This is a genomic window from Acinetobacter sp. GXMZU3951, assembly GCF_054457875.1.
Map to the genome: position 1 here is coordinate 99,304 of NZ_JBTLFO010000007.1, position 25,616 is coordinate 124,919.

The following is a 25,616-nucleotide window of genomic DNA, read 5'->3' on the forward strand; positions in this document are numbered from 1 at the left end:
GCCCTTATTTTTAACTCATTAAAACTTAATTATCAAGTAATTAAGTTAACTGAGCAGCAGCAATTTTCTTAGTATCTACTTTATCCGCAGCATCAGTATATTCACCAATACGGTCAAAGTTTAAATACTTGTAGATATCTGAAGACATACTGTCAATTTGCGCAGCATATTGTTGGTATTCTTCAGGAGTTGGTAATTTACCAAGAACCGCAGCTACAGACGCAAGCTCAGCAGAAGCCAAGTAAACGTTAGAACCTTGACCTAAACGGTTCGGGAAGTTACGAGTAGAAGTAGACACTACAGTCGTGTTTGGTGCTACACGTGCTTGGTTACCCATACACAATGAACAACCAGGCATTTCTGTACGTGCACCAGCTTTACCATAAATGTTATAGAAGCCTTCTTCCATCAATTGGTGCTCGTCCATACGTGTTGGTGGAGCCAACCATAAACGAGTAGACAATGAACCGCTTGGTACTTTATCAAGTAACTGACCAGCTGCGCGGAAGTGACCGATGTTCGTCATACAAGAACCGATGAATACTTCATCAATTTTGTCGCCTTGAACGTCAGAAAGAAGTTTTGCATCATCTGGATCGTTCGGGCAGCAAAGAATAGGTTCTTTGATGTCAGCAAGGTCGATTTCATACACTTTGGTGTATTCTGCATCAGCATCAGCTTTAAGAAGTGATGGGTTAGCCAACCAGTTTTCCATGTTTTCAACACGGCGAGCCATCGTACGCGCATCACCATAGCCTTGTGAAATCATCCACTTAAGCATTGTGATGTTAGAACGTAGGTACTCAGCAACTTTCTCTTCAGAAAGCGTGATTGCACAACCAGCAGCAGAACGTTCAGCAGAAGCGTCAGAAAGTTCGAATGCTTGTTCAACTGTCAAATCAGTTTCCATTTCTGACAAGTCGATTTCTAAGATACGACCAGAGAAGATGTTTTTCTTACCTTTTTTCTCAACAGTAAGATCGCCTTCTTTGATTGCATAGTAGGGAATCGCATGTACAAGGTCACGTAAAGTGATACCAGGCTGCATTTTACCTTTGAACTTCACAAGCACTGACTCTGGCATGTCAAGCGGCATAACACCAGTTGCTGCAGCGAACGCTACAAGACCAGAACCCGCTGGGAATGAAATACCAATTGGGAAACGAGTATGCGAGTCACCACCAGTACCTACTGTATCTGGAAGTAACATACGGTTTAACCAAGAGTGGATAATACCGTCACCTGGACGTAAAGATACACCACCACGGTTCATGATGAAGTCAGGAAGCGTGTGTTGCATTTGTACGTCAACTGGCTTTGGATAAGCAGCAGTATGACAGAAAGACTGCATAACGAGGTCAGCAGAGAAGCCCAAGCAAGCTAAGTCTTTTAACTCGTCACGAGTCATAGGACCAGTTGTATCTTGAGAACCTACAGTCGTCATCTTAGGTTCGCAGTAAGTACCAGGAATTACGCCTTGACCTTCTGGAAGACCACATGCACGACCAACCATCTTCTGAGCTAAAGTGAAGCCTTTGCCAGTTGCAGCAGGTTGTACTGGAGTACGGAACAATGTAGATGGAGCAAGACCTAAAGCTTCACGCGCTTTAGCAGTCAAACCACGACCAACGATTAAGTTGATACGACCACCAGCACGAACTTCGTCTAGAAGTACTGGAGTTTTAAGTTCAGATTCAGCAATTTGTTCGCCGTTTTTGAACGCAGTCACTTTAGCCGCAGCGTGATCGATTTTAAGAGTAACTTCGTCACCCATGTTCATGTTAGAAACATCGATCTCTACAGGTAATGCACCCGCATCTTCCATCGTGTTAAAGAAGATCGGCGCAATTTTACCACCTAAGCAGTAACCACCGTCTTTCTTGTTAGGAATGTGCGCGATTTCGTCACCGAAGAACCAAAGCACAGAGTTAGTCGCAGACTTACGAGAAGAACCTGTACCAACAACGTCACCTACGTAAGCAACTTGGTTGCCTTTCGCGATAAGGTCTTTAATTTGGTTCAATGGACCAACTTCACCAGGAACTTCTGGATTGATGCCATCACGTACGTTTTTCAACATCGCATTCGCGTGTAATGGGATATCTGGACGGCTCCAAGCGTCTTGAGCTGGAGACAAGTCATCAGTGTTGGTTTCGCCAGTTACTTTGAATACAGTAAGTTTGATTTCTTCAGGAACATCTTTACGGCTAGTGAACCATTCAGCATCAGCCCAAGACTGAAGAACTGCTTGTGCATTTGCATTGCCCGCTTTCGCTTTGTCAGCAACGTCATGGAATGCATCAAATACAAGAAGAGTTTTTTTCAACGCTTCAGCAGCTAAGCCAGCTAATTCAGCATTGTCTAAAAGCTCAACAAGAGGTGCTACGTTATAACCACCAAGCATAGTGCCCAGTAAGTAAACCGCACGTTCTTTAGAAACTAATGGAGAAGTCGCTTCACCTTTTGCAAGCGCAGCTAAGAAAGCAGCTTTTACATATGCAGCTTGGTCAACACCCGCTGGAACACGGTTTTCTAGTAAGTCGACTAAATACGCCTCTTCACCAGCTGGTGGGTTTTTTAATAATTCAACTAATGCAGCTGTTTGAGCATCATCAAGTGGCTTCGGTGGGACTCCGAGTGCGGCACGTTCTTCAACGTGTTGGCGGTAAGCTTCTAGCACGGTGTTATTCCTCTTTTTTAAAAAATTATCTATGAATTCCAGCTTATGCAAAGCTTCACAGATAATATGGACAGCAAAATTCTACTAAAAATCCAGTTAAAAGTTAATGCAAGTAAAGTGTTTCTTTGTGATGCTCATTATTTTATGGCGAAATGATGGCACTCAAATGACATAAAAAATCAACATAATTGGTTATACATTACCCCAGTAACAATTTAATTGAATCAGGCATAAAAAAGGCAGGTTTGATGTTGCCTGATTTGGTGATAAATGAACATACCACCTTAGTGGACAGTTGTTTGCTGTAAATAGCCTGTTAAAGCGCTTTTACTGCCTTCAAACTTGATCTGAATTTCATCATCATGCAGCATCATATGTGCTGCACCAACAAAGGAAATTTTTACGGCATACAATTTTGCATCCTTATCAATCGGATGTTGAATAAAGACACGATCTCCAAGTGTTAATAGGTAATGGCTTCCTCCAATTACGACACATCCAGTTTCATCTTCTAACAAAAGATCAGCATTATTCAGATATGCGACAACTTCCATATTACACCCCTTTTGATTGTTATTATGCGTTTTTAATTATTATGTAAAAGCTGCCTATTTACTATACAGATCATGCATTTTAGGCCGTTAAATTTGATAATGCTTAGGCTATTTTCTTGCGCGACCAACAGGGTGGTCAATCTGATTAATTTATTCAAAGTTTAAAAATTAATAAGCCTTGTGCTGCATTGCACAAGGCTTATGGTCAAGCAAGGCTATCTAAAACACAGAATAGCTGTAGCAACGATTAGAACTGCTTATATTCTGGTAATTTATCGTGCGGTGTGACCAAACACTTCTCTGTAATCTGTGCCTTGATCTTATCTCTTGCAGCATCTTTATCTTGCTTAATTTCTGCTTCAGGAAGCGCATAGACTTGCTCGATGATGTCCAGAATAAAAGTTCGGGTAAACTCATCATCAATTTTTTTGGCATGTTCAATTGCTTTATCTTTTTCAATCGCACTTTGACGATCCAACATAATTGAACGAGCCGCATTGCCCATACTGGTACAGTATCCATGCCATTGTTCTTCAGGAGTCAATGGCTTCTTTTCAGAACATCCGACCAGTGCTGCCATCACAGCCAACAAATACACTTTTTTCATGAATACTCTCCAATTATGCGCCCTATGATACTCAAACTTCTGGCAAATAAGAAATCTATCTACAATATCGGCTGAAATGACTGCATATCGAGTTTTAATGACTCTATCTCATTTGATTTATAGATTTTTTCTCGCTCACATCATCCATACATTGCAAAGTCATCATTTTTTAAAGCAATTCATTTCGCATGTCGTTTTATGACACAAAAAAAAAGCTCATCTTGTGATGAGCTTTTTTACTGTTCAACTATTTTGAGAGTCTCTCTCAAAATACAAGTTAAACCGCAACGATTCCGCTTGCTTGCGAACCTTTTTTACCTTGCGTAATGGTAAATTGTACACGTTGACCTTCGTGTAAAACTTTGAAACCGTTACTAACAATTTCGCTGAAATGAGCAAAAACGTCTTCACCAGAATCAGTGGCAATAAAGCCAAAGCCTTTAGTTTCATTAAACCACTTAACTGTACCAGTCACAGTATTTGACATAAAAATTCCTATTAAGCATTTATTCGCTTAAATTAAACAAAATTAAAATAATTAATTTTGAAATTTTGACATTAAAAGCAGACTTACAATTAAATATTTAAAACTTCAAAACTAGATTACCCAAACTCTTTGACCAAAAATATTTTCTGATTTAAGGTTAAGAATATGTTGTTTAAATCAACTTATAAAGTTGATTTAAACCTATATAAAAACTTCGACCATCTAAGTTCAGGTCTATTTTTTCACCTGATCTAAGTTCGATCATTTTTCCCACTTCAACACCAACAAAACCAGATGTGGTATTTTGGCTTCGCATTAGGGGAATTAACTGCACATCAATTAATTGACCATTAACTGCAATGGCTTGTTGCCATTCTACTGATAAATTCAATATAAATTACTCATCGTTTGAGCATTTGTGAAAAACTTAAAGAGGGGTCTTAAATCTTCTTTTAATAACTTGAAAATACAATAACTTGCTACACTTCAATATACTGGAAAATCTATATCACAAATAAAAATAAAATTGGTAGCGGGGGCTGGATTTGAACCAACGACCTTCGGGTTATGAGCCCGACGAGCTACCAGACTGCTCCACCCCGCAACTGAGTGAGACAGTTATACTCTCTTGCTATAAATAAAGCAAATTATATTTAAATTAATTTTTTATATTTTATCTTTAAAAAAACCTCTTCAACATATATTTACTCATCACTCTCTATAAAAATTAAACTAAAACCACTGTTTTATATCACTTAAAACAACAAAACCTATTTAAAAATACATTCTAAAATAAAAAGCCATATATTTATGGCTTTTTATTAAATACACAGAAATTAAAAGCGCCAATTATAAAAAATATCAATTGCACGATCGACAGATTGACTCGCTTCCAAATATAAACGTTGATTCATTTGGTAGCGTAGCGTCAATTTATTGATTGGCGTAAACACACCTACACCGTAACGAATATAGAGATCTGGTGTAATATAGCCTGTCACACTCACTTGTGTGTCATCACCCGTTCCTTGTGCATCTAAAGCCAAACCACTGAGCCCAAATGAACGACCGAGTTGGTTGGTAAAGGCACGTGTGCCACCTAAGCCCATACTGATCCCCGCAGCAGCAATCGTATTATTGACATCTGACTTGAAGGTTTCTGACTGATTAATGTTATTCGCACCTTCATTAATACGGCCTGTAATAATCGCATTCATTGCCTCTTGTTCAGACAAACCGCCATCGTTATAGACCTGAATATTTGGATTACTTGCAGTACCAGTCACACGTACGCCCACAATCGTGCCTTGTACATTTTTATTGGTATCTACGTCGAGTGTCGGATTCGCCAATGGACCATTAAAACGTGCAATCGCTCGGTTTAAATCTAAACTTTGTCCATAGGCTTCAATTTTAACTTTCTGGCTTACCCCAATCGCACCATTGGCACGCATGGCAGCTTCTACCCCGCGTTGTGAAAGATATAAACGACCAACCAATGGAATTCGACTATTGAAACCCTGGAATACCACCTGATTACCCAAGTTAATCAAGACATCGGCTTTAATGTCCCAAGGTCGTGCCGATTTAAGAATGGCCAACTGGTCTTGTCCTTCATGCACAATTCTGACATCCGAGGAAACATTCACAACAGGCGCAGAAGACTCAGGCATTGAAATCAAAGCACGCGGTACATTTACTTCACCTTTTAACACCAGTTTTTTCTGGAAAGGTGTGACATCTAGACTAAAATCTGGCGTGACTAACGCAGTAATGAGTGGTGCTTGGCGAATTAACAAGTTGTCGCCTTTTAAATGTAACTGAATACGCGGTTCGCCACGCCAGTCGACATTTCCTGTCAGCAAACCCACACCTTGCCCACTATTAAACGCGCCATTAATCGTTGCGTGATCACTCTGAATCGATGAGTACACTTGAATATTGCTCAAGTTTACTGGCAGTGAAATCATACTGATCGCGCCATCTTTTAAACGCATTTCACCAGTTAAGCGTGGTGCAGTAAGCTGACCACCAATCTTCCCTGCAAAGGACAATGTCCCACTCAATGTACGGATATCTTGAATAAAGGGTTTAAATACTTTGAGTTGCACCTCATCGAAGGCAATTTCACCTTGCATCGGTTTATTCGGTTTATACGGGTCAATAATAACGTTGGCATAACCCGTACCAATTTCAGGTGTTTTCACGTCAAAGCGCATTTGCAGACCTTGCGGCACACTTTTCGCAATGACCGAAATTTCGTCATATCGTAAAGTAGAACCAGGATCTTGAGGATCTTCGGCTGCAATTCCAATAACACCTTGCCGCGTGACCAAACGTGCGTCAATTTTAGGTTTAGTGCCTTGCGCCCATGCCGCTTTAGCATAGCCGTTGACTTTACCTGTAATGGCCAATCCCTCTGGCATAAATGCTGCAAAATCGTTTAAATCCAAATTTTTCGTGACAAAGGAAATATTGCCTTTGGCTTTGCTGATACGTATTGGCTGATCGAAACAGAGTTGACTCTGTTGACTCGCCCAACAATGTGCCCCTACAAACAGCTCTGCGGTGTTTTGATTATAGACCACTGAAGCATTTTGACGTTGTACCAAACGCACCCGCAGCGAGTCAAAATCACCCTTTTGAATTTGTCCTAACCAAGAATTTTGACCATTGAAACCACCTGCAAGTTGCACATAAAACTGACTAAGACGGTTATTGGCTTGTACTCTTAATACATGTGCTTTACGCGTTCCCGCCAAAGTCACAATGCCATTTTCAATTTCACGATTGCCGCTACGTAAATTATTCATTTCCGCTTTCAGCAAAGTTGGAGTCGTTTCAGCAGTTGGTAACTGTCCTTGTATACGTAACTTACGCATACTTAGTAAATTTCCGAATCGGAAATCATCTACTGCCAGATTAGCCGTAGCTTGTAACCGCGGCTGAGACTGTACATTTAAATAGCCATAAGCGCGACCACGTAATCCACTGTAGATCTCATACAAGGCAGGGGCATTCACTTTAATTCTTAAGTTTTGAGCATTACCTGTGGCTTGAATCTGATTTTGTGCATAGGCCATAAACAAGTTATTGGCTTCAAATTGTTGTGGCAAGAAGCCTTTCTGATTGTTATTAAAGACCAGCGCCAAGTTACCTGTACCACGCACCGGTTTATTATTGAGATAACCAGCAACATTCAGTTTCTGAATATTAATTCGTTTTAAGGTTTCCGACCAGAACCCTTCCGTTTGGATGTTACCCGACAGCTCGCCCCGCAGTAATGACACAAAATATTGCGGTTTAAAATGAATTAACGACGCTTTGATATTCCAACCAATCCCCTTGCTTAAATCAATTTTGCCATTGGCCTGAATTTTTCCTGCAGCGCCATCATGCTGGAATTCAGCAATGTTTAAAAACTGAGGTGTGCCAGAAATTTTAATTTTTAATAAACCATTGCTTTCTTTAACTTTACTCGACTTCAAGGCGCCATCATAATTGACTGCAAAGCTTTTAAAACCACCTCCCGATTTCGGGTCATGGAATAAAACGGCAATGGTGCTTTTACCTGTTAATTGCACAGACTCTTGCTGCGCTTGCTGTGGCATATGCCCTGTCAAGTTAACTGACTTGAGCTCAATAATATGTTGATTGGGCTTGGCATAACCACTGGCTAAGACTTGTCCATTGACCAAATCTACCGGGGCTGCCGCAACAACCGTTTGTGGATTAAAATCCTTTGCATTAAGTTTTGCATCCCATTTTAATTGGGCCTTTTCGGTCGGCAAGATTATATTGGCTTGACCTGTAAGACTTCCTTTCTGCGCAACATAGCTAAAACTTGGAACTTTCAAGACATTCTTTTTCAGTTCTAATTGCGCCTTATAAGCCCCTTCAGGTAGTAAAGCACTTTCATGCAACCCGACCTGAGTGGATACCAGAATATTTTGCTGACCCTCTAGTAAACGCAGCTGTACATCCCCTGAGTCACTTTTCAACCAACCAATATAAGGCATCGCGCGGTCAATATCCTTCCATGCGATATCCAGCAGCAACGGCGATGGTTGTTTCGCTTTGGCTTCATCTTGATTCAGTTTCAGATTCCAAGTTTCATACTGATCAAAATCAACCAAACCAGTGAGATGTAGCCCTTTTTCCAAACGACCGGTCGAAGCAATTTTGGCATCCAAGCTTGGTGGCAAGAAATCTTTCACCACATGCGGAATCAACTTATCGTTCGGATCAATTTTATTCAGACGACCTTGCACATCCCAATGTACATGCTTTTGCCAACTTACCAGTCCTTTTGCTGTGACCGTCCCCTTCATCACCTGACCATTAAATTGATCAATATTGAGTTGATGAATTAAATCGGTATGCATCACTGCCGTGTATTTACCTTTGGGAATATTCTGCCCTGTTAAATCGGTAGATAAACCTAAATTTAAGCGTTGGATATTGCCTTGAAAATGTAAAACTCCTGCTTGAGTAAATAATTTCTGCTCAGTGAGTAATGGCCAGTGATAATTCTTAAATTGTAATTGGCCAAACATAGGGACATGACTCCGTACAGGATGAACAACCCCCCAGCCCGACACTAAATCTGGTGTATTGGTCGCAAAGCCAGCACTAATGGTGTCTAAACTCCCCTTAGCCACCACATGAATATCTCGAACTTGCAAACTATGATTCAGTGCAGGAATATTCACCAAGGCCTTTGCATTCAACGGGTAATTCCCATGAAAATCCATATCACCAGAAGCATTACGGATAGATAAATAGCCCATATCCACTTTAGAGTCTTTAAATTCTAATTTGGTGTTTGACCAAAGGGCTTCATTCAGCACAATATCGTTAAAATTGACCGACGCTGCATGGGTTTTTATTAATAGATGATCGACGTCAGCATGATCTAAACGCAACGTGAATGGCAGCTTAATTTCTTTGAATGCGAATGGCTTATCGCTTGGGGGTAATTTGGTGATGATTTGCAAATTACGCACATCAGCACTGTATAAATGGATTTCTTTATGCACTAAGGCACGCCAACCCAGAGTCACATCTGCACGGTCAATTTTTACATCTACCGCTGCCAGCGTCACCTTAACATTTTTAAGAATAATTCCTTTTAAAAGATTACCGCCTTCATATTCATAATGAATAATATGCTGACGTTCAAGTACACGGTTTAATAAAAACTTACTGCCTTTATCCGTCGAAAACATGATGGCAAAAGCTGAAACTAACAAAACGATAAGAATGAACAGCGTTAAGATCACACTCCTAAAAACGCGGCGTTTTTTAGGTGTCGGTGCTTCAGGTAACTCTTGTTTTTGCTGTTCTACTTCAGCCATAACATTCTCAAGTACAAATAAAGTCTAAATTTTAAAGTGGTGAACCAATAAAGAAATGCAATCGAATCGGGTGACCTTCATCCGATATGCCTGAAGCAACATCAATACGCAGTGGCCCAATCGGAGATTCCCAACGTACCCCTAAGCCCACACTATATTCGGTATCATTACTAAAATCTTTATCATAAGCATTACCAAAATCACTAAAGACCGCTGCACGCCAACCTTCTTTAAATTGATAATTGTATTCCAATGAGCCGACAGCTAAAGCTTGTCCCCCGACTTTATAACCATCAACCTCTGGAGATAAATTCTTATAATCAAAGCCACGAATCGACTGGTCTCCGCCTGCAAAAAAACGCAAGTTATAAGGAATTTTATTAAAATCTTCCGTCACGATATAGCCCAAATCACTGCGACCAATCAATTGATGATTATTCTCGTCACCCAGTGAATAAATAAAACGCCAACCAGCATTTAATATGGCCATATCTGCATCTGAGAGTAAAGCCTCACTCCCCAATTCAACTTTATAAATTTGCCTAAAACCTTGGGTTGGATTGACACGTCTATCCATATCGACCCGTGAAGCCTCATAGCCCAACAATAAAGACTGTTGTTCAGTATCCGAGCTGGCTAAGAACGCATCAGGAATATCGTTTTCATTCACAACGCCTTCCTGAGTTAAACGATCCAGTCGATAACGCACACCGAAGGTATGTTGCCAATTCCCCATTGGTTTTTTAATAATTCGGTCTCCACCAATCACGGCAGATTCAATCGTTAACCCATTCCCTTTGGCTACATCATCACGTTCTTCACGTTCATAACCACCGACCAAACTAATATAGTCATTGAGTGGATGGTTATAAGGAATGTTATAGCGACCATCTACCGCCTGGCGAATTTGCGACAACTCTAAGTTGGCATCAAAAGAATGCCCACGCGAATTGACAATCGAACGACGATAAGTGGTTCTTAAACGAGGTCCCGTGTCGGATCCCCAACCGGCACCAATTTCCGCACTATTTAAGCGATCTGCATTTAAAGTAACGATCACAGGGACTTTAAGCTCTTCACGTGCCTGTAGCTTGAGGCGCTCTTCCTCTTCCAAGCGAGCATTCTGCGCAGCACGTTGAATTTGAACTTCTGAGTCCAGTTCCTGATCTTCCGTACCAGCAAATTGTTCTTCATTGACCACCGATTGCGTCACTTCTTTAGCCGCATTCAGCTCTTGTTGATTTTGTACCTGTAAATCACTTTCAGCCAGCTTCTCCTGATCGACCAATGCCTGCAAATCGGGTGGCAATTCTAAGGGTACTATCACAGGATCTGGTTTTACCGCATCCACCAAGGTGTAATTAAAATACCTTGAGTTAGTCAGGTTATTGGCTAAGGTATTCACACGCCATAAGGTGTAATCTGCGCCATCTTCCCAAGGCACCATCATCCTTAAGATATCCATGTCCAGCGGAAATGGCTTGGAAGGATCACTCATACGGAATTCTGCACCTGCCAGTTTGTAGCGTTCACCCGTTTCAAAACGAAGATTAATATCCGCGGTATTTTGCGGCTGAGCGACTTTGACATCATGTAAACGCCAATAGGCATCAAAAAAACCGTTGTTACCAGCCGCTTCTAATATGCGTTGTTTGGTTTGCTCATATAAGCCATGATTCAATACATCACCAATATCCAAATCTGGTAAAACACTAATCACTTGGAATTGAGGACGATTAGCGCCAGCGCCTGAAAACTCAATATTTTGTTCTTCAACCAAGACTGGCATATTAGGCTTAATATAAACCGTAACTTTGCTTTCACTGGTTTTTTCAAATTTAAATTCGGCTTGATAAAAACCGACAGCCTGTGCTGCTAGCGTTGCCAAACTCCGTAATTGTGGTAAGGCCGCATTAAAATCGCCATAAGACTCTTGGGTAAAACTCGAAAGCTTGGCGTTCACATTATTTTTTAAATTGGTGATCGCCTGCTGATATTCTTTTTCGGGTAAATCAGGATTGGTATTGGTGGCTTGAACCATGACAACATCAGCTTTAATACGAGGTACTTTAGCTACTTCTAAATCATTTTTGGATGGTCGTAATTTATAATACCAACGTTTAAAAAATCCTTTTTCCTCTTCCACATTGGTTGCAGTTTCAAGCCCTAACTCAGCCAGTGTTTTGCCCGATTCATTCGCTTCAACCACAATTTTACTGTCCGCATGAATGCTAGACATTAACTGATCAACATTTACAGGAGCCTGATTAATTTCAGTGAGCTCTTGCGGAGTCGGATTTGCCACCACCATGTCTTGGGTTTGACCTACACGATATTTTTCCGCTTCGGCTTTTGCTTCATTGGCAACATTATAAATTTCGTTTGCCATCTCCTGATCCACAGGAGCGACTGGCAGCTCTGCAAGCTCATCAAACGTGATCGGCTTAAATACCTCTATTTCATTGGTATGCTGCTCTTGATATTGCAGCATGGTATAACTATCTAATGCAGGGTCGGTATTTTTGGCGTGTTCTACTTTTTCCGCTTGTTGCGCGCGACTTAGATTTTGGGTCTCTGCTTGTATTTGCGCGTTCAATTCATCTTGTGCTGCTTGATTGATACTGCTCAGCGTGGCACTTTCTGCGGAAACGGCATCCACTTCTTGCGCGAAGCTATAATGGGCAAAAAATATTAAAAAAGCACTCAAACACAATCTTTTGTTGGTATGATTCCACTGCATGATCGAGTTCACACTCAATGTCAGTGGTGACTTTTTAAAATTGATCTTAACAAGCATAGAATACTCTAAACTCATGATGGGTCTATTCTGTAGCCCTTCGTATTTATAGTGGAAAGTTCAAAAATCATACTGGCCAAAGAACTCAATTTTATTGATTTTTCACCACAGCATAGGATTAAAATATCATACATGATTTTCTTTGCTATTTTACCAGATGCTCACATTTCTTAATAAAACTTTATGAAGTTCACATTGTCATGGAAAAAAAAGAACATCTTTTAAGCTCACGTCGTTTTTTACCGATGTTTGTGACTCAGTTTTTTGGCGCATTGAATGACAATGTCTATAAACAGGCCTTATTACTCGTCATTACATATGGCTGGATTAACCAGCAAAATGCCGATGTGAGCACTTTGAATAATCTGGCGGCCCTGCTGTTTATTCTGCCTTATTTCATTTTTTCAGCCACTGCTGGGCAAATTGCCGACAAATATGAACGTGCACGCTTGGTTCAAGGCATTAAAGTGCTAGAAATTATCATTATGCTGATTGGTAGTGCCGGCTTTTTACTGGGACATTTATGGCTTTTATTGCTGGCCTTATTTTTAATGGGCACGCACTCCACCTTCTTTGGTCCGATTAAATATGCAATTTTGCCCGAAATTCTAAAACCCAATGAATTGATGTCGGGAAATGCCTTATTTCAGTCTGGCACATCCATGGCCATTTTAATTGGTATGATTTTGGGTGGAGCGGTAATTTCCGCATCAGAAGGGAATTTACTCTGGATCAGCATCACGATTGTGACAATTGCGATACTCGGTTTTATCGCCAGTCGTTTTATTTTAAAGCAAAATGTGACGTCGCCTGACATCAAAGTCGATTGGAATTTTTTGAGAACCAGTTTTGAAACCTTAAGATATGCCAGAAGTATTCCCTTAGTTTACTTAGTCTTATTGGGAAATTCTTGGTATTGGTTTTATGGCGCCACCTATCTGACACAAATCCCTCAACTCACCCAACAAAATTTACATGCTTCGGAAAACGTCGTCAGTCTGCTGCTGACATTTTTCTCTGTCGGTATTGGAATTGGTTCATTACTCTGTCGCAGACTTGGTGGAAGCAAAGTCAATCTCAAAATGGTGCCAATTGGGGCAATAGGATTAACCGTGTTTGCATTATATTTGGCTGCCAGTTTATCCTTTGTGCCAGTACGCACAGGTGAACTCTTACATTTAGCAGACGTTTTCCATCAAGGTTGGAGTTATTATCATGTGATGTTGGCTGTCACGCTGCTTGGAATCAGTGGCGGTTTTTATATTGTTCCGCTCTATGCCATGATGCAAGCCTATTCTCCACGCTCCCATCGTGCACGGGTGGTTGCTGCCAACAATATTTTAAATGCTGTGTTTATGGTCAGTTCTGCAATTTTTTCAATTATTATCTTAAGTGTCTTAAAAATTGATATTAAAATACTTTTCTGTATTACAGCTGTTCTTAGCGCTTTGTTTAGTATTTGGCTTTTAGTGCGCCTAAAACCTTTACTGCAAAATACCCAAGTTTCTTTAGAGGAATAACCTATGCGTCACTACACTGGTATTGATAAGCTCATTCACTCATTTGACCAAGCCTTGCGTAGTTTAGTGCCTGGTACAACAGTAGCGCAACGTGAAAATCCGGCTTCTCCAGAAGAAACTCATTTGGCAGTGAGTGAAGCTCGTCATGTGGCTGGCTTAATGCGGGTCAATCATAGTGGTGAAGTCTGTGCTCAAGCACTTTATCATGGTCAGGCTCTTACGGCCAAACTTCCCAATGTTCGACGCGAAATGGAACAAGCTGCGATTGAAGAACAAGATCATTTAGCGTGGTGTGAAGATCGCCTAAAAGAGCTCGATAGTCATACCAGTGTGTTCAACCCTATTTGGTATGGATTGTCTTTTGGTATGGGTGCCATTGCGGGCATTGCCGGTGATAAATACAGCCTAGGTTTTGTGGCTGAAACTGAGCGTCAGGTCAGCTTGCATTTACAACATCATATTAGCCAACTGCCTGCTCAGGATAATCGTTCCCGTAAAATTCTCGAGCAAATGAATGAAGATGAATTACATCATCGTGATACAGCGCTGAATGCAGGTGGCGTAGATTTGCCTTTACCAGTCAAAATGACCATGACCGCTATTTCTAAGCTAATGACCAAAACCAGTTACTATATTTAATCATCGCAGTGTGTATTAAATTAAAAAAGCAGTGTGACGTACACTGCTTTTTTTATTGGCGAGATTTTCTATTGAATTAAAACTTTATTGCCTGACTGTTGTAAATTACCCGTATATTTTGGCTGCAATGAAGGGTTACTTGGATAAGTTTGTCCATTAAATTGCAAAATGACTTGTCCCAAACCTCTAGTGTAGACAGATAAATCCGACCAACCTTGGGTTTGTGTATTTAAGGCATAGACGGGTACATCCGAAACTGTCATTTTACTCAATGGTTGGAACCTGTTTCCACTCATCCCCTGAAAAACCAAGAGCGTACAGCCACCTGTACCACACCAGTTCGCTCCTCTCAACAATACCACTGCATCTTGTAAACCATCTCGATTTAAATCCACAAATGCATATTGATACAACGCTTGTTCCTGAATATACAGATAAACAGCTTGTTTCAAAGCTGGTAACAAGGTTTCAGCATCGCTTCTCATCTCTGTAGAGGGAATGGTCGGCTGAGTGGTTCCTGTGTTATCGACTGGTGCGTTGGAACTACAGCCCACAGCCAAAAGGCTTAAGAGTGCGGTTATATAAATTCGAATTTTCATGAGTAAAGCGTCTCTTAAATCGACTGTCTTGTATATTTTAAAACAGCAAAGCGAACCAACTCGTTTTTATATGTTAATGACTTCTTGGCATTGCACGATAGGAAAATGCTGTTCGGGATGGATAAATAAAGGATGTGACCACAGATCCGACATCGGGATTTTGACATCAAGTGCAAGCGGCATTTTTTTGGGATTAAACTGCATCTGCTGCAAAGATTCACCCCAAGCAATCAAATCAACATCAAGTGAGATCTGGTGCGAAGGACGTACACGTCCTGATGCAGCTTCCCACTGTTTTAAGCATTCAACAATGTGTTCGGGTTGAAGTGATGAACGTAATAAACAAGCCGCATTCCAATAGTCTTCCCCTACACCATCCCGACAAGGAATAATATAAATATTGGAGAATTCAACGGAGCCAAGTTCACAAATGCGTTGGTGTGCATATTGAAAATTGTGCTGAGGATTGAGGTTACTCGCCAGTGCTAAGGCGAAAATCGTGTCGGTGGCGTTCAAGACGAATTCCTACAGAATTTGCTTCTGCAATGATGGCAGGCTTACGAATCGTAATTTTAATCGATTCTATCACTGGATAGGTAGTAAAAAGCGCATTGAGTACCAATTTTGCAGCATGTTCGATTAATTTTGGTTGAGCTTTTTGAATGACGCTGGCAGAAATGCTACAAATTTCAGCATAGTTTAAAGTGTCGTCTAATTCATCAGAATTGGCTGCAGTCTCTAAATCAGTTTGAATGATCAAATCCAACATTAAGGGTTGAACAATTTGTCTTTCCCAATTAAAACAGCCAATAACCGTATTAACCTTTAGACCTTCAATTACAATTGCATCCATAACCTGACTCTTAAATTTCAGATGGTTCATGGCTTAAAAACTCGACCTAAAGCCATGAACTGATCAAGAAAATTTGAGGTTTAATTTTTTAACATCAAATTCGGATCGATAGTTTGCACCATTTGTAAACGCTGGTCTGCATAAATATCGGTATAAGGCGCAAGGACGCGCATAAAACGATCGAAATATAGCATTTGCTTAAACAAGAGCGCGAAATCACGCGGGAAGCGGATACCATGACGCTCACCCACAGCAACCATATCCATCATCACGTCATTTAGATCCGCAGGATTTGAACTTAAAATTTCTTGTGGATCAGCCAGTAATACACCGCTAAATAAGCGTTCCAGATCAGCTGCCAAAACCTTGGTATCAACCGCGACATCGGTCATGCCCATTTTCAGCATATTTTCAGCCATGAGGCTATAATCTGTGCGCTGCAACGCATCCATAAATGCCATACACGCTGTCCAGACTTCAGGATTCAATTGCCCCACAATTCCAAAGTCGATAAAACCAATACGACCATCTTCTAGCAGCATTAAATTTCCAGCATGCAAATCGGCATGGAAACTCTTACACATCATCAAGCTACCAAACCATGTATTCATGGCCGTGATCAACACCTGTGACGGATCTTTGGCATATTTCTTTACAATTTCAAAGTCGGTTAATGGCACACCAAACAGTCGCTGCATGGTAAGCACACGGCGCGTCGAATATTGATGATAGACTTTCGGCGCTGTTGCAGCCTTATTTTGCGTAATATTTAAATAATTTACAAAATCATCAATATTTTGTGCTTCTTCAATAAAATCAACTTCACGCACCATACGTGTTTTAATTTCATCCACAATATCAGCCAAAGAAGCAAACTTCACTTTGGGTACTGCTTTTTCCAAAATTTTGGTGGCCCAGTGCAACACATTCAAGTCGGTATAGAGAATGGTTTCTACGCCAGGTTTCTGAATTTTCAGCACAACGTCTTCACCAGTGACCAGTTTCGCAGCATGCACTTGCGCAATGGATGCAGAAGCTAAAGGCTTTTCCTCAATAGACGCAAAGATTTCATCTAAATTCCGTCCTGCAAATTCAGAGGCTAAAACTTGTTGAACATAGCTAAAGGGTAATGACGGAGTTTGATCTAGACACCCCTGAAATTCTTCAACAAATTCACGCGGAAATAAGGACGGCGTACTGGCAATAAACTGCCCCAATTTAATATAAGTTGAGCCTAAATCCTCAAAAGTTTCACGCATTAACTTGGCATTACTCGGCTTTTCAGTCGCGTATTTAAAACCTGCTTTTGCAGCAACGACTGCTGTTTCACCCATACGGGCAACTGAACGCAGTCCATCCAGCCAGATATTATTTTTCATCATATTTGAAGGTGGTCAAAAGAGCATATTGAGAGTTTAGCAAATAATTAAGGGGTTAAGGCTGATCTTGCCTGACAGTCTGGACAATTTAGGTCTTGCTCAAAGGATAAAATCCGCTGTTTCATGCTTAAACCATCCCACAACAATAGTTTTTGTAGCAGTGGGGTTCGATTCAGCCCTAAATATAGTAATGCATGATGTGCCTGCAAACTTGCCATGACATTCGGAGTCGTCGAAAGGACGCCTGAATCCGCACATCGCAGACTTTCATTAACATGCTGCTCTTTCGGGAACAGGCATTGATAGCAGGCAGAATCGGCTTCCACCATAAATAGTTGGCCTTGAAAACCTATGGCCGATGCACTAATTAAAGCAATATTGAACTGTTTGCACACCTGATTGACCAAATAACGCGTGCTAAAATTATCACAGCCATCCAAAACCAAGTCCTGCGCTGCAATCAGTTGTTGAGCGTTATTTTCATCCAATTTGGCTATATGGTATTCAACAGCAATATAAGGATTAATTTGACTCAGTCGTTTCGCCAAAATTTCGGCTTTATAACATCCTAAATCGGCTTGAGTAAAAGCAATTTGACGCTGTAAATTACTCACTTCAATGAGGTCTGCATCGATCAGCGTAATTTTTCCCACCCCTGCACGTGCTAACAATTCAGCCGTCGCACAACCAATTCCACCACATCCCACAATCAAGACATTGGCTAATTTTAATTTTTCTTGTGCAGTAATATCCCAACCTTCTAATAAAATCTGTCGGCTATATAAATGCATTTCATCATCTGTTAATTCCAGATCACTTTCATTGACTGCGTTCACTGCTATTCCGTTGTGAGTGTAAATATGGTCAGTGAAATATTATATAGGATAATACTTTTGCACAGGCATGGCATTTAGTGCTCGAGCATAACTCGAATCGATAAAATAAATTATTAATCTATTAGAATTTGAACAATCATTAAATTTAGGAAAAGAATCGTTCATAAAAATCAGGTATGCTGAACTAAAACTAAGAGTCATAAACACCTAAACACTTCATGAAATTATATTATTCGGTACTTTTTGCGGGTTCATTAATGGCAGCGTCGTTTATCGTCTATGCAGCCCAGCAAGACTCAACCTCGTTTAATGTCAGCATTACCATTAAAGAGATGTGCAACATCACCACTGCCGATGGTACAGCCCTTGATTTTGGTACAGTGAATCGCTCAGCTAAAGCAAGTATGCAGAATACTCAGCTTGCTATTACCTGCACACAAGGCACACCTTATAATATTGCCTTGCAAAGCCAAAGAAAAATGATGGCAGCCGACAGCAGCACGGTTAGTATTCCCTATGTTTTATATCAAGATGCTAGCCGCACAAACCCTTGGGGCAGTGACAACCAAAACAGCTACCGCGATACCGGTACAGGAAAAACCCAGAAAGTTCCTGTTTGGGGAAGCATTGATCAAAGGGATACCAATGTCCCGGCAGGAACCTATACCGACAAAGTCACGGCTGTGATTACCTATTAATAGGTTAAGGTAATGGTAATGGTATCTTGGTATTCCCCAGGTGGAACAACAACTGCACTTTGGGGTACTTTGCCATAGATCTGAATAATTTGAGTACCATTCGTACCTGTGCCCTGAGAGGCATCGGTAGTGTTCCAAGGCTGACGATAGCCTGCATCTTGATAAAGCTCATAGCCGATATAGTCAGCTCCATTGCGCATACGACGCGTAGTGCCGTCATAATTTAAACCTTGATCTAACCCGACCTTCCAGTTTGTATTGCTCGGACAAGACAAAGTGACACGTGTACTACTGGTTACCGCTTTAGAAAAATCATTGATTTGACCAAAATTTAAATCCGATGCAGAAATCAGGTTACAGCTATTCTCAAAGTTTGCCGTAACATTCAAACTATTTGTTCCAGGCTTAGACTGGGTTGCCGTAATTGCATCTTCTTTACTCGGTCGTTCATCTTCACTAAAGGCGTAAAGTAAATAGACTTGGGTGTTATTATTGTTATCAAAACTACCTTCTGGCACATTTTGCCCTGAATACACCAAACCATAGATCGGAATAGTAAAAACTTTCTCATCTTCATTTACAGAAAATGTTTGATAGGTACAATTTAATGTCGAAGCATTGGCTTGCGTATCAATACGTCTGGTTAAGGCTGCATCATAAAATAAATCATAACTCAAATAACTATGTACTGCCCCGTACTTCACCATTAAGCGTCTATTATTCAGCAGCCCTAGCCCTCCTGCGGTTATATAAGGGCAGAGTGCAACATTGACCGTTTGGGTTTGATTATACTGATTACATGTAATTTGCAGGTTTGCATAATTACTTTTCCCTTTACCAGTCACTGAACCAAAACTTAAGGTTGTACCAGACAACCAGCACGAACCTGAGCTTTTAGCTGCATGAGCCGAAGTACTAACCAGCTGTAAACCAAGCATCGAAATTAGGCCGAGTACCCAATACATAACGATCAGGATGACATTTCTTTTTAATTTAAAACCAGACATGATCACTGACATTGGATACTCCCTAAATCGAGAAAACCGTATTGATGTTGAAAATCTGGCAACTTGAGCTGACAAATAACACCATCCTGCTCTACATAAAGTAGGTTTGAAGTCGGATTCTCTAGATAAATCATCCCTTCACGTCCCACAATTGTTGTTTCAACACGCTCTAAATCTGGTGGTGAATCTTGTACCCATACCCGACTTCCCATTTTCAATGCTTTTGCCGATGAGTCCAGTGCAATCAACTGAATGGATCTGATTTTATAAACTGGAAAATTAATCGCAACACCACTGGCGTTATAAGGCACGGCATCAATACGGGTGGTTTCAATCTTGTATTCTAAAGGCAAATCTAAAGTATCAATTGAAATATCATTATGCTGATAAGGATTTAAAGCATCAATCAATAATAATCCTCTGCGATTGGTTTTACCCACCACTCGATTTTCTAGGCGAACAGGAATATCTGCCACACCTTCGGTTGACACCACAGCAAACGAGTTTAAGGACTGACGCATTGGAAAAACAGATTTTTCCATCATCACTACACTGCCGCGTGCTGAGCCAACCAAGGTGGTATAGTCTTCGGCATTAATTTTTGCCGTTTGAAAACCCGCATCCCACTCACCCACTTGAGTTTCGCGCTGAATCTGACCTTGTAGGCTGAAATTTTCATCATCACTATATTCAAGATTACTTTGCCAACCCCAATCATCCTGATCTTGCAAAGCTGACTTCCGGATATTGGCGGATAACTTATTTCGCTCGGTATCTTTTTGTGCATTCAACGTTGCATTACGCTGACGATCCAGTGGAATATTCAAAGACAAAAAGAACGTGTTTTCTTGATCATTCAAGTTACGGGTGGTATTAAAAGTTAGATATTTTTTTGAAGGAAAATAATAGGACCAATTAAAGACCAAGTATTCATTTTCGGTATTTTGATATTTTTGCGCAATATAGCTGCCACCGAATTGACCAAAATCGGTATTAATCCCCAAAAAAGCATGATCTGAACGTTTGATATAATCATAACCCTGTGCGCTGGCCAAATCACCAAAAGCACCATCAGTTTGCTGATGACGCAGTGAAATATTAAAAATGGGATTATTCCACTCATATCCAATCGAAAAAGATTGCCCAGCTTGTTGTTCAAGTTCGCTGTAACTATAGGAACCATTTAATAATCCCCACGTATTCGGTAAGCGATGTACCCAGCCTAAACCAGCCATAGCCACGTCACTAGAATATTCAGCATGGCTTTCTACAGTTGTATTATTGCTTAAACCAAATCTATAGGTCGCGTTAGCCACAGGTTCATTACCATAACTAAATGACTTTACAGCATAATCGAGTTTATTGACGCCTAAATTTAGCTCCCAGTCAGACAATCCTTGCTGTAATAATTGTGTAGTACCAAATAAAGAAAAATTCACCACACGTTGCTGACCGTTTAAATCGGTAATTACAAGCTGAGCATTGCCTGCCCCAGAAATGGATGGTGCCGCTTGTATATCAAACTGTCCGGGCAAAACTTCACTGCTACTCTGCTGAATCCCGTTAATTAATAAATCGACCGTTGATGGTACAAGGACAGAACCCTTAAATGATGCGAGTGGTGACGTGACCTGATAAGGTTGCAAATTAAAATTCTTGGTAATCTTTAACCCCGAGATCCGAGTGGAACGAGTCCAATCCAAGGCGCGTGACTGACTATCCCCAACAATGAGACTAATGCTTCGATCTGCAAAATCTTTTTGCCAATAGCTATCTAAAATTTGACTTGAAAGGTCATCTGCAGCTTGACTCTTGGTATAGGCATGATTGGCTGAAATACTAAAAATATTTCCAGTCCCCACACCGAACAGGCGCAACTCATTCCAGCCGCTTAAAGACCAGAGATCTTCAGTCGCCTGTGTATAAAGATCATAATTAAACAGCAGCCCAGGTTTGATCTGTTCTGGATTCACTTTTGCTGCGGGAATCTGAATAAAACCCGAGGTCGTCTGCGTCTGGAGAATTTCGGCAGGGACACTGAGTTCAATTTGTTGTTCCGCTGCATGATAGTGATAAGTCAAACCCTGAATATCGCTTAACGCAACAAAGCCTGTATGATCAACAGCATCCGGTACATTCACCTTGAGATTCAATTCTTGTAGCGTTTCACGCGAAATCAGTAAGGATGGCTTGGTTTGTATAAAGTGACCAAATACGGAACTCGCTGATTGATTCAGGACCACACTTAAGTACAGTTCTTGCTCATGAATAACCGGATTCGGTAACCCCTCTTCATTTGCCCAAGTAACTGGCAGATATAAAGTAAAACTACAGGAGCAAAATAACACCCGAGCCAATGTGTTCCAGTAAACCAACTTCCCCATCATAATTTATTGGATAGGCAAGGTTTGTGCTAATCCATCTGTATTAATACGTGCAGAAAATTTGCCGTTGGGCTGCATTTGTGGTGTAAAAGGAACGCTCCACTTCATGGTCTGGCCATTATGGATATAACCCACCAATCCATTAATTAACGGAATTGTTTCACCATTCGGATTGATATAAGTGAGTTCACTCAGTCGAATGTGACTCTTGTTATGATTGGTCACTATTAATTGCTGTTGTTGGTATTTGAAAACTACTTGATCTAAGGAAGTTAAACCATTTTTAGCAGTAATTGATTCTGCTGGTTGAATAAATACAGGAATTGAATATTGCAGCAACAATTGCAAACCCACTTGTTGCGTGCTCTGTGCTGAGCTTGGTAGCTCATCGATTAATAGTCGGTAGGTTTGTTCTACCCCAGTATTTTTCGCATTAATCCGTAACACACGAATAAGCTGACGATCACCTGCTTTAATTTCAGTAATCGATGGGCTTGCCACTAAATCACGTGAAGGATCGAGTTGTTCCTGAGCATTGCTTTGAACCCAACTCAATACCCGAGTTTGCGCACGAATGGGCTGATCACTGGTATTGGTTAACCAAATTTCTTTGGCTTTTTCTTGCGGAGCAAAACTAACCGAGATAGGTGAAACCTGCAAACTCGCAGCATACACAGGCGCGGAAAGGAGTGAAGCAACAGCAGTACAAATACAAGAAATAGATGTGTTGATATATTGCTTCACTCGCTTGACCCTTGAATAAAAATTAATAAGTTACCGTCGCAATAACTGTATCAACGTAGTTACCTGCTTCCACATTGGTATCGCCAGCTAATTTCGCATAGACTGGAATGGCTTGATCTTTACCATTACCTGTTTTAGAAAGTAAATTGCTTGCATCCCACTCTGCAGTACGAGCCGCATCTTGATATAATTTATATGGAACTTTGCTTGAAGATGAAAGATTAGTATTGCTCATAGCACCCGTACCCTCAAGAGCAATTTTATATGGGGTATTTTTGGTACAAGTTACATTAAGTTGACCTTTAGCGGTGCTGCCTGCTTTGGTAGAGCGATCTACAGCATTAAACTCAACATGCTGTGCTGATGAAAATTTGCAAGATTCATTCACGGTAATTTTTACTTGAAACTCAGCTGAATCTGTACCTGCTGCATGCGTGACGATTGCTGAACATGCAGAAGTTGCAAAAATCGCAGAAAGAATGATTTTTTTCATAAATAACCCCAAATAAAGTGACTTGCAACACATTTAAATTAATTGTTTTGGATTATATCGGTGAAAAAATATCTGTAAAGGCTTTTTACAAAAATTTAAATTACATAAAAAACAGAGCTTTTACTCTAAAAAAGCCTGAATTTTGTACAAAAAAAGCACCCTTTCGGGTGCAAGAGCAAGAGTTTATCAATTCACAAAAAGCTTAGCCTGCCTTCTGGATTTGCTGTAAAGCAATTTCCTGTTGTTTAAGCAAATTACGCTGTATTTTACCACTCGATGTTTTCGGCAAGCTCAATACAAATTCAATTTCTTTAGGATAGGCATGTTTAGATAATCGTGAACGCACATACTGTTGCAGTTGGTTCTTCAGATTCTCACTCGCAGAATATTGCGACTTTAAGACCACAAAAGCTTTGACGATTTCAGTGCGCTCTGGATCAGGCTTACCAATAACGGCAGACTCCAACACTTCTTCACATTCTAATAAAGTGCTCTCCACATCAAAAGGGCCAACTCGATAGCCTGACGTTGTAATGACATCGTCAGCACGACCAATAAAATCAATCCCGCCAAATTCATTTAACTGAACGGTATCACCCGTTAAATAATATTGCCCCACAAATGATTTTCGGTTTTTTCCTTCATAGCCTTTAAACCAGAACAAAGGTGATTGCGAGCAGTCAATGGCTAAAGTTCCAGCCTCACCTTCGGCCAGCTCTTGATGCTCAGAATTAAGGACTGCGAAGCGATGCCCAGGGATTGCAAAGCCCGCAGAACCAACTTTTTTAGGGTGAGCTAATGCATGATGATTCGCAATAACCATACCTAATTCGGTCTGACCATATTGGTCATAAATATTGACATTTAAATCATGATTAAACCAATGAATCACTTCAGGAGTGAGCGGTTCACCCGCACTGCTGACCACACGGAGGTGCTGTTGAATGGATTGATCAAATTTTTCTTTAAACCCAAAAAACATACGGAATGCCGTTGGTGAACCGGTTAAATTGGAAACCTGATACTTTTTTAAAATTTCGATGGCCTGATCCACACTAAATGGTCGCTCATCCATAATAATACTGTGCCCTAAACTGAGTGGGCCTGTTATGCCGTAGTACAAACCATAAGCCCAGCCCGGATCCGCCAAGTTCCAGAAGGAATCTTCCTCACGCAAATCGACTGCATGCGTCATATAGCCTTTAAAAGCTAAAATCGCACGCAACGGTACAGGGACTGATTTTGCCAACCCCGTCGTACCTGAGGTAAACATCATCAAGAAGTCATCATCAAAATGACGCATCACTGCAGGACAGTTCGAGTGCTGTGCCGCAAGTTCTTGCCAAAAATCTGGATCTGTCTGAATCCCATCTTGACCCGCATGAACGGTTAAAATATGTGGAATTTCAACTTGATTGAGTTTAATGCGTTGCTCACTGTTGGTCACAATAAGCTGTGTTTTGGCAACATCTATTCGATGTTCAATCGCCTTAGATTCAAATGCCGTGAACAAAGGTTGATAAACTGCACCAATACGCCAAGTCGCCAGTACCGTGATTAACAATTCTGGAGTTCTTGGTAGCAACCCAGCCACACAATCGCCAGCCTGAATGCCAATTTGAAGCAAATAATTGGCTAATTGACCTGAAGCTTCCGCCAGTTGCTCAAAACTCCAAGACTGCGATTCACCCTGTTTGCCTTCCCAAAGCAGTGCTGTTTTGTGCTGACCCAAATAGCGTTCGCAACATTCAACATAGGCATTGATCGCCTGTGGATGTCCTAGCAATTGTTCTTGAATAGCCTGTTCCAGATTAAATTCTTCATGGGCTTGTACCAATGTCTTCATGACCACAACCTCGTTCCCTTTTGCAAAGCCTCTCGCTTTGTCTTTTCCTCTTTTATTGTTTTCCCCAATCCATGCTCAGATTGGGTGGTATGGTCTAAGCTAATCATGTCTTAGCCATTGCAGCAATTTCCAAATC

Annotated in this window: 20 protein-coding genes and 1 tRNA gene; 3 read left to right on the forward strand and 18 right to left on the reverse strand. The window is 40.8% G+C overall.

Annotation, left to right across the window (positions count from 1 at the left end):
- Window positions 1-40: 40 nt before the first annotated feature.
- The 8 genes from ACX17N_RS11875 to ACX17N_RS11910 all read right to left on the reverse strand — a co-directional run bounded on the left by ACX17N_RS11875 (window position 41) and on the right by ACX17N_RS11910 (window position 12,482).
- Window positions 41-2,680 carry a bifunctional aconitate hydratase 2/2-methylisocitrate dehydratase gene (locus ACX17N_RS11875; protein ID WP_458892781.1) on the reverse strand — a complete coding sequence of 880 codons (2,640 nt, stop codon included), beginning with the start codon at window positions 2,678-2,680 and terminating at the stop codon, window positions 41-43.
- A gap of 284 nt (window positions 2,681-2,964) precedes the next feature.
- Window positions 2,965-3,234, reverse strand: a complete 270-nt coding sequence (locus tag ACX17N_RS11880; protein ID WP_458892782.1) for a hypothetical protein — start codon at window positions 3,232-3,234, stop codon at window positions 2,965-2,967.
- Between the two features lie 247 nt (window positions 3,235-3,481).
- Window positions 3,482-3,841, reverse strand: coding sequence for a hypothetical protein (locus ACX17N_RS11885; protein WP_458892783.1), 360 nt, complete (start codon window positions 3,839-3,841; stop codon window positions 3,482-3,484).
- Between the two features lie 277 nt (window positions 3,842-4,118).
- A complete protein-coding gene (locus ACX17N_RS11890) occupies window positions 4,119-4,328 on the reverse strand; it encodes a cold-shock protein (RefSeq protein WP_458892784.1) in 210 nt (69 codons plus the stop codon).
- Between the two features lie 172 nt (window positions 4,329-4,500).
- Window positions 4,501-4,719, reverse strand: coding sequence for a transposase (locus tag ACX17N_RS11895; protein WP_458892785.1), 219 nt, complete (start codon window positions 4,717-4,719; stop codon window positions 4,501-4,503).
- Between the two features lie 136 nt (window positions 4,720-4,855).
- Window positions 4,856-4,932: transfer RNA gene (locus ACX17N_RS11900), tRNA-Met, on the reverse strand.
- Window positions 4,933-5,164: 232 nt separating this feature from the next.
- A complete protein-coding gene (locus tag ACX17N_RS11905) occupies window positions 5,165-9,685 on the reverse strand; it encodes a translocation/assembly module TamB domain-containing protein (RefSeq protein WP_458892786.1) in 4,521 nt (1,506 codons plus the stop codon).
- Between the two features lie 31 nt (window positions 9,686-9,716).
- On the reverse strand, window positions 9,717-12,482 hold the full coding sequence (locus ACX17N_RS11910) for an autotransporter assembly complex protein TamA (protein ID WP_458892787.1): 2,766 nt from the start codon (window positions 12,480-12,482) through the stop codon (window positions 9,717-9,719).
- 200 nt (window positions 12,483-12,682) lie between these two features.
- Here ACX17N_RS11910 and ACX17N_RS11915 point away from each other — a divergent pair, with 200 nt between their 5' ends.
- Together ACX17N_RS11915 and coq7 are read left to right on the forward strand one after the other, a co-directional pair.
- On the forward strand, window positions 12,683-14,002 hold the full coding sequence (locus ACX17N_RS11915; RefSeq protein ID WP_458892788.1) for an MFS transporter: 1,320 nt from the start codon (window positions 12,683-12,685) through the stop codon (window positions 14,000-14,002).
- Between the two features lie 3 nt (window positions 14,003-14,005).
- Window positions 14,006-14,641 carry a 2-polyprenyl-3-methyl-6-methoxy-1,4-benzoquinone monooxygenase gene (gene coq7, locus ACX17N_RS11920; protein ID WP_458892789.1) on the forward strand — a complete coding sequence of 212 codons (636 nt, stop codon included), beginning with the start codon at window positions 14,006-14,008 and terminating at the stop codon, window positions 14,639-14,641.
- A 68-nt stretch (window positions 14,642-14,709) separates the two neighbouring features.
- On the opposite strand, the gene ACX17N_RS11925 is transcribed toward coq7, so the two are convergent.
- From ACX17N_RS11925 to ACX17N_RS11945, 5 genes are all read right to left on the reverse strand, one after another.
- Window positions 14,710-15,240 (reverse strand): hypothetical protein, encoded by a 531-nt coding sequence (locus tag ACX17N_RS11925; RefSeq protein WP_458892790.1) that lies wholly within the window; start codon window positions 15,238-15,240, stop codon window positions 14,710-14,712.
- A 66-nt stretch (window positions 15,241-15,306) separates the two neighbouring features.
- Window positions 15,307-15,756, reverse strand: a complete 450-nt coding sequence (locus ACX17N_RS11930) for a 2-amino-4-hydroxy-6-hydroxymethyldihydropteridine diphosphokinase (protein WP_458892791.1) — start codon at window positions 15,754-15,756, stop codon at window positions 15,307-15,309.
- Window positions 15,713-16,093, reverse strand: coding sequence for a dihydroneopterin aldolase (gene folB, locus ACX17N_RS11935; protein ID WP_458892792.1), 381 nt, complete (start codon window positions 16,091-16,093; stop codon window positions 15,713-15,715). The genes ACX17N_RS11930 and folB overlap by 44 nt, the downstream gene beginning before the upstream one ends.
- An 80-nt stretch (window positions 16,094-16,173) precedes the next feature.
- Window positions 16,174-17,472 (reverse strand): ABC1 kinase family protein, encoded by a 1,299-nt coding sequence (locus ACX17N_RS11940; RefSeq protein WP_458892875.1) that lies wholly within the window; start codon window positions 17,470-17,472, stop codon window positions 16,174-16,176.
- A 47-nt stretch (window positions 17,473-17,519) separates the two neighbouring features.
- Window positions 17,520-18,263, reverse strand: coding sequence for a HesA/MoeB/ThiF family protein (locus ACX17N_RS11945; RefSeq protein ID WP_458892876.1), 744 nt, complete (start codon window positions 18,261-18,263; stop codon window positions 17,520-17,522).
- Window positions 18,264-18,526: 263 nt separating this feature from the next.
- On the opposite strand from ACX17N_RS11945, the gene ACX17N_RS11950 reads away from it, so the two are divergent.
- Window positions 18,527-19,006, forward strand: coding sequence for a Csu type fimbrial protein (locus ACX17N_RS11950; protein WP_458892793.1), 480 nt, complete (start codon window positions 18,527-18,529; stop codon window positions 19,004-19,006).
- On the opposite strand, the gene ACX17N_RS11955 is transcribed toward ACX17N_RS11950, so the two are convergent.
- From ACX17N_RS11955 to ACX17N_RS11975, 5 genes are all read right to left on the reverse strand, one after another.
- Window positions 19,003-20,025 (reverse strand): Csu type fimbrial protein, encoded by a 1,023-nt coding sequence (locus ACX17N_RS11955; protein WP_458892795.1) that lies wholly within the window; start codon window positions 20,023-20,025, stop codon window positions 19,003-19,005. The two genes, ACX17N_RS11950 and ACX17N_RS11955, sit on opposite strands and share 4 nt — an antisense overlap.
- Window positions 20,016-22,400, reverse strand: a complete 2,385-nt coding sequence (locus ACX17N_RS11960; RefSeq protein ID WP_458892796.1) for a fimbria/pilus outer membrane usher protein — start codon at window positions 22,398-22,400, stop codon at window positions 20,016-20,018. The genes ACX17N_RS11955 and ACX17N_RS11960 overlap by 10 nt, the downstream gene beginning before the upstream one ends.
- Window positions 22,401-22,403: 3 nt before the next feature.
- Window positions 22,404-23,141, reverse strand: coding sequence for a fimbrial biogenesis chaperone (locus tag ACX17N_RS11965; protein ID WP_458892797.1), 738 nt, complete (start codon window positions 23,139-23,141; stop codon window positions 22,404-22,406).
- 22 nt (window positions 23,142-23,163) lie between these two features.
- On the reverse strand, window positions 23,164-23,634 hold the full coding sequence (locus ACX17N_RS11970) for a Csu type fimbrial protein (RefSeq protein WP_458892798.1): 471 nt from the start codon (window positions 23,632-23,634) through the stop codon (window positions 23,164-23,166).
- A gap of 202 nt (window positions 23,635-23,836) precedes the next feature.
- Entirely contained in the window at window positions 23,837-25,480 is a 1,644-nt protein-coding gene (locus tag ACX17N_RS11975) for an AMP-binding protein (RefSeq protein WP_458892799.1), read from the reverse strand.
- Window positions 25,481-25,616 lie beyond the last annotated feature (136 nt).

What these genes read in the sequence shown, in the direction of transcription:
- ACX17N_RS11880 (WP_458892782.1), bottom strand. Translation starts at nt 3,234, where the DNA reads ATGGAAGTTGTCGCATATCTGAATAATGCTGATCTTTTGTTAGAAGAT.
- ACX17N_RS11885 (WP_458892783.1), bottom strand. Translation starts at nt 3,841, where the DNA reads ATGAAAAAAGTGTATTTGTTGGCTGTGATGGCAGCACTGGTCGGATGT.
- ACX17N_RS11890 (WP_458892784.1), bottom strand. Translation starts at nt 4,328, where the DNA reads ATGTCAAATACTGTGACTGGTACAGTTAAGTGGTTTAATGAAACTAAA.
- ACX17N_RS11905 (WP_458892786.1), bottom strand. Translation starts at nt 9,685, where the DNA reads ATGGCTGAAGTAGAACAGCAAAAACAAGAGTTACCTGAAGCACCGACA.
- ACX17N_RS11910 (WP_458892787.1), bottom strand. Translation starts at nt 12,482, where the DNA reads ATGCTTGTTAAGATCAATTTTAAAAAGTCACCACTGACATTGAGTGTG.
- ACX17N_RS11915 (WP_458892788.1), top strand. Translation starts at nt 12,683, where the DNA reads ATGGAAAAAAAAGAACATCTTTTAAGCTCACGTCGTTTTTTACCGATG.
- coq7 (WP_458892789.1), top strand. Translation starts at nt 14,006, where the DNA reads ATGCGTCACTACACTGGTATTGATAAGCTCATTCACTCATTTGACCAA.
- ACX17N_RS11925 (WP_458892790.1), bottom strand. Translation starts at nt 15,240, where the DNA reads ATGAAAATTCGAATTTATATAACCGCACTCTTAAGCCTTTTGGCTGTG.
- folB (WP_458892792.1), bottom strand. Translation starts at nt 16,093, where the DNA reads ATGGATGCAATTGTAATTGAAGGTCTAAAGGTTAATACGGTTATTGGC.
- ACX17N_RS11940 (WP_458892875.1), bottom strand. Translation starts at nt 17,472, where the DNA reads ATGAAAAATAATATCTGGCTGGATGGACTGCGTTCAGTTGCCCGTATG.
- ACX17N_RS11945 (WP_458892876.1), bottom strand. Translation starts at nt 18,263, where the DNA reads ATGCATTTATATAGCCGACAGATTTTATTAGAAGGTTGGGATATTACT.
- ACX17N_RS11950 (WP_458892793.1), top strand. Translation starts at nt 18,527, where the DNA reads ATGAAATTATATTATTCGGTACTTTTTGCGGGTTCATTAATGGCAGCG.
- ACX17N_RS11955 (WP_458892795.1), bottom strand. Translation starts at nt 20,025, where the DNA reads ATGTCAGTGATCATGTCTGGTTTTAAATTAAAAAGAAATGTCATCCTG.
- ACX17N_RS11960 (WP_458892796.1), bottom strand. Translation starts at nt 22,400, where the DNA reads ATGATGGGGAAGTTGGTTTACTGGAACACATTGGCTCGGGTGTTATTT.
- ACX17N_RS11970 (WP_458892798.1), bottom strand. Translation starts at nt 23,634, where the DNA reads ATGAAAAAAATCATTCTTTCTGCGATTTTTGCAACTTCTGCATGTTCA.
- ACX17N_RS11975 (WP_458892799.1), bottom strand. Translation starts at nt 25,480, where the DNA reads ATGAAGACATTGGTACAAGCCCATGAAGAATTTAATCTGGAACAGGCT.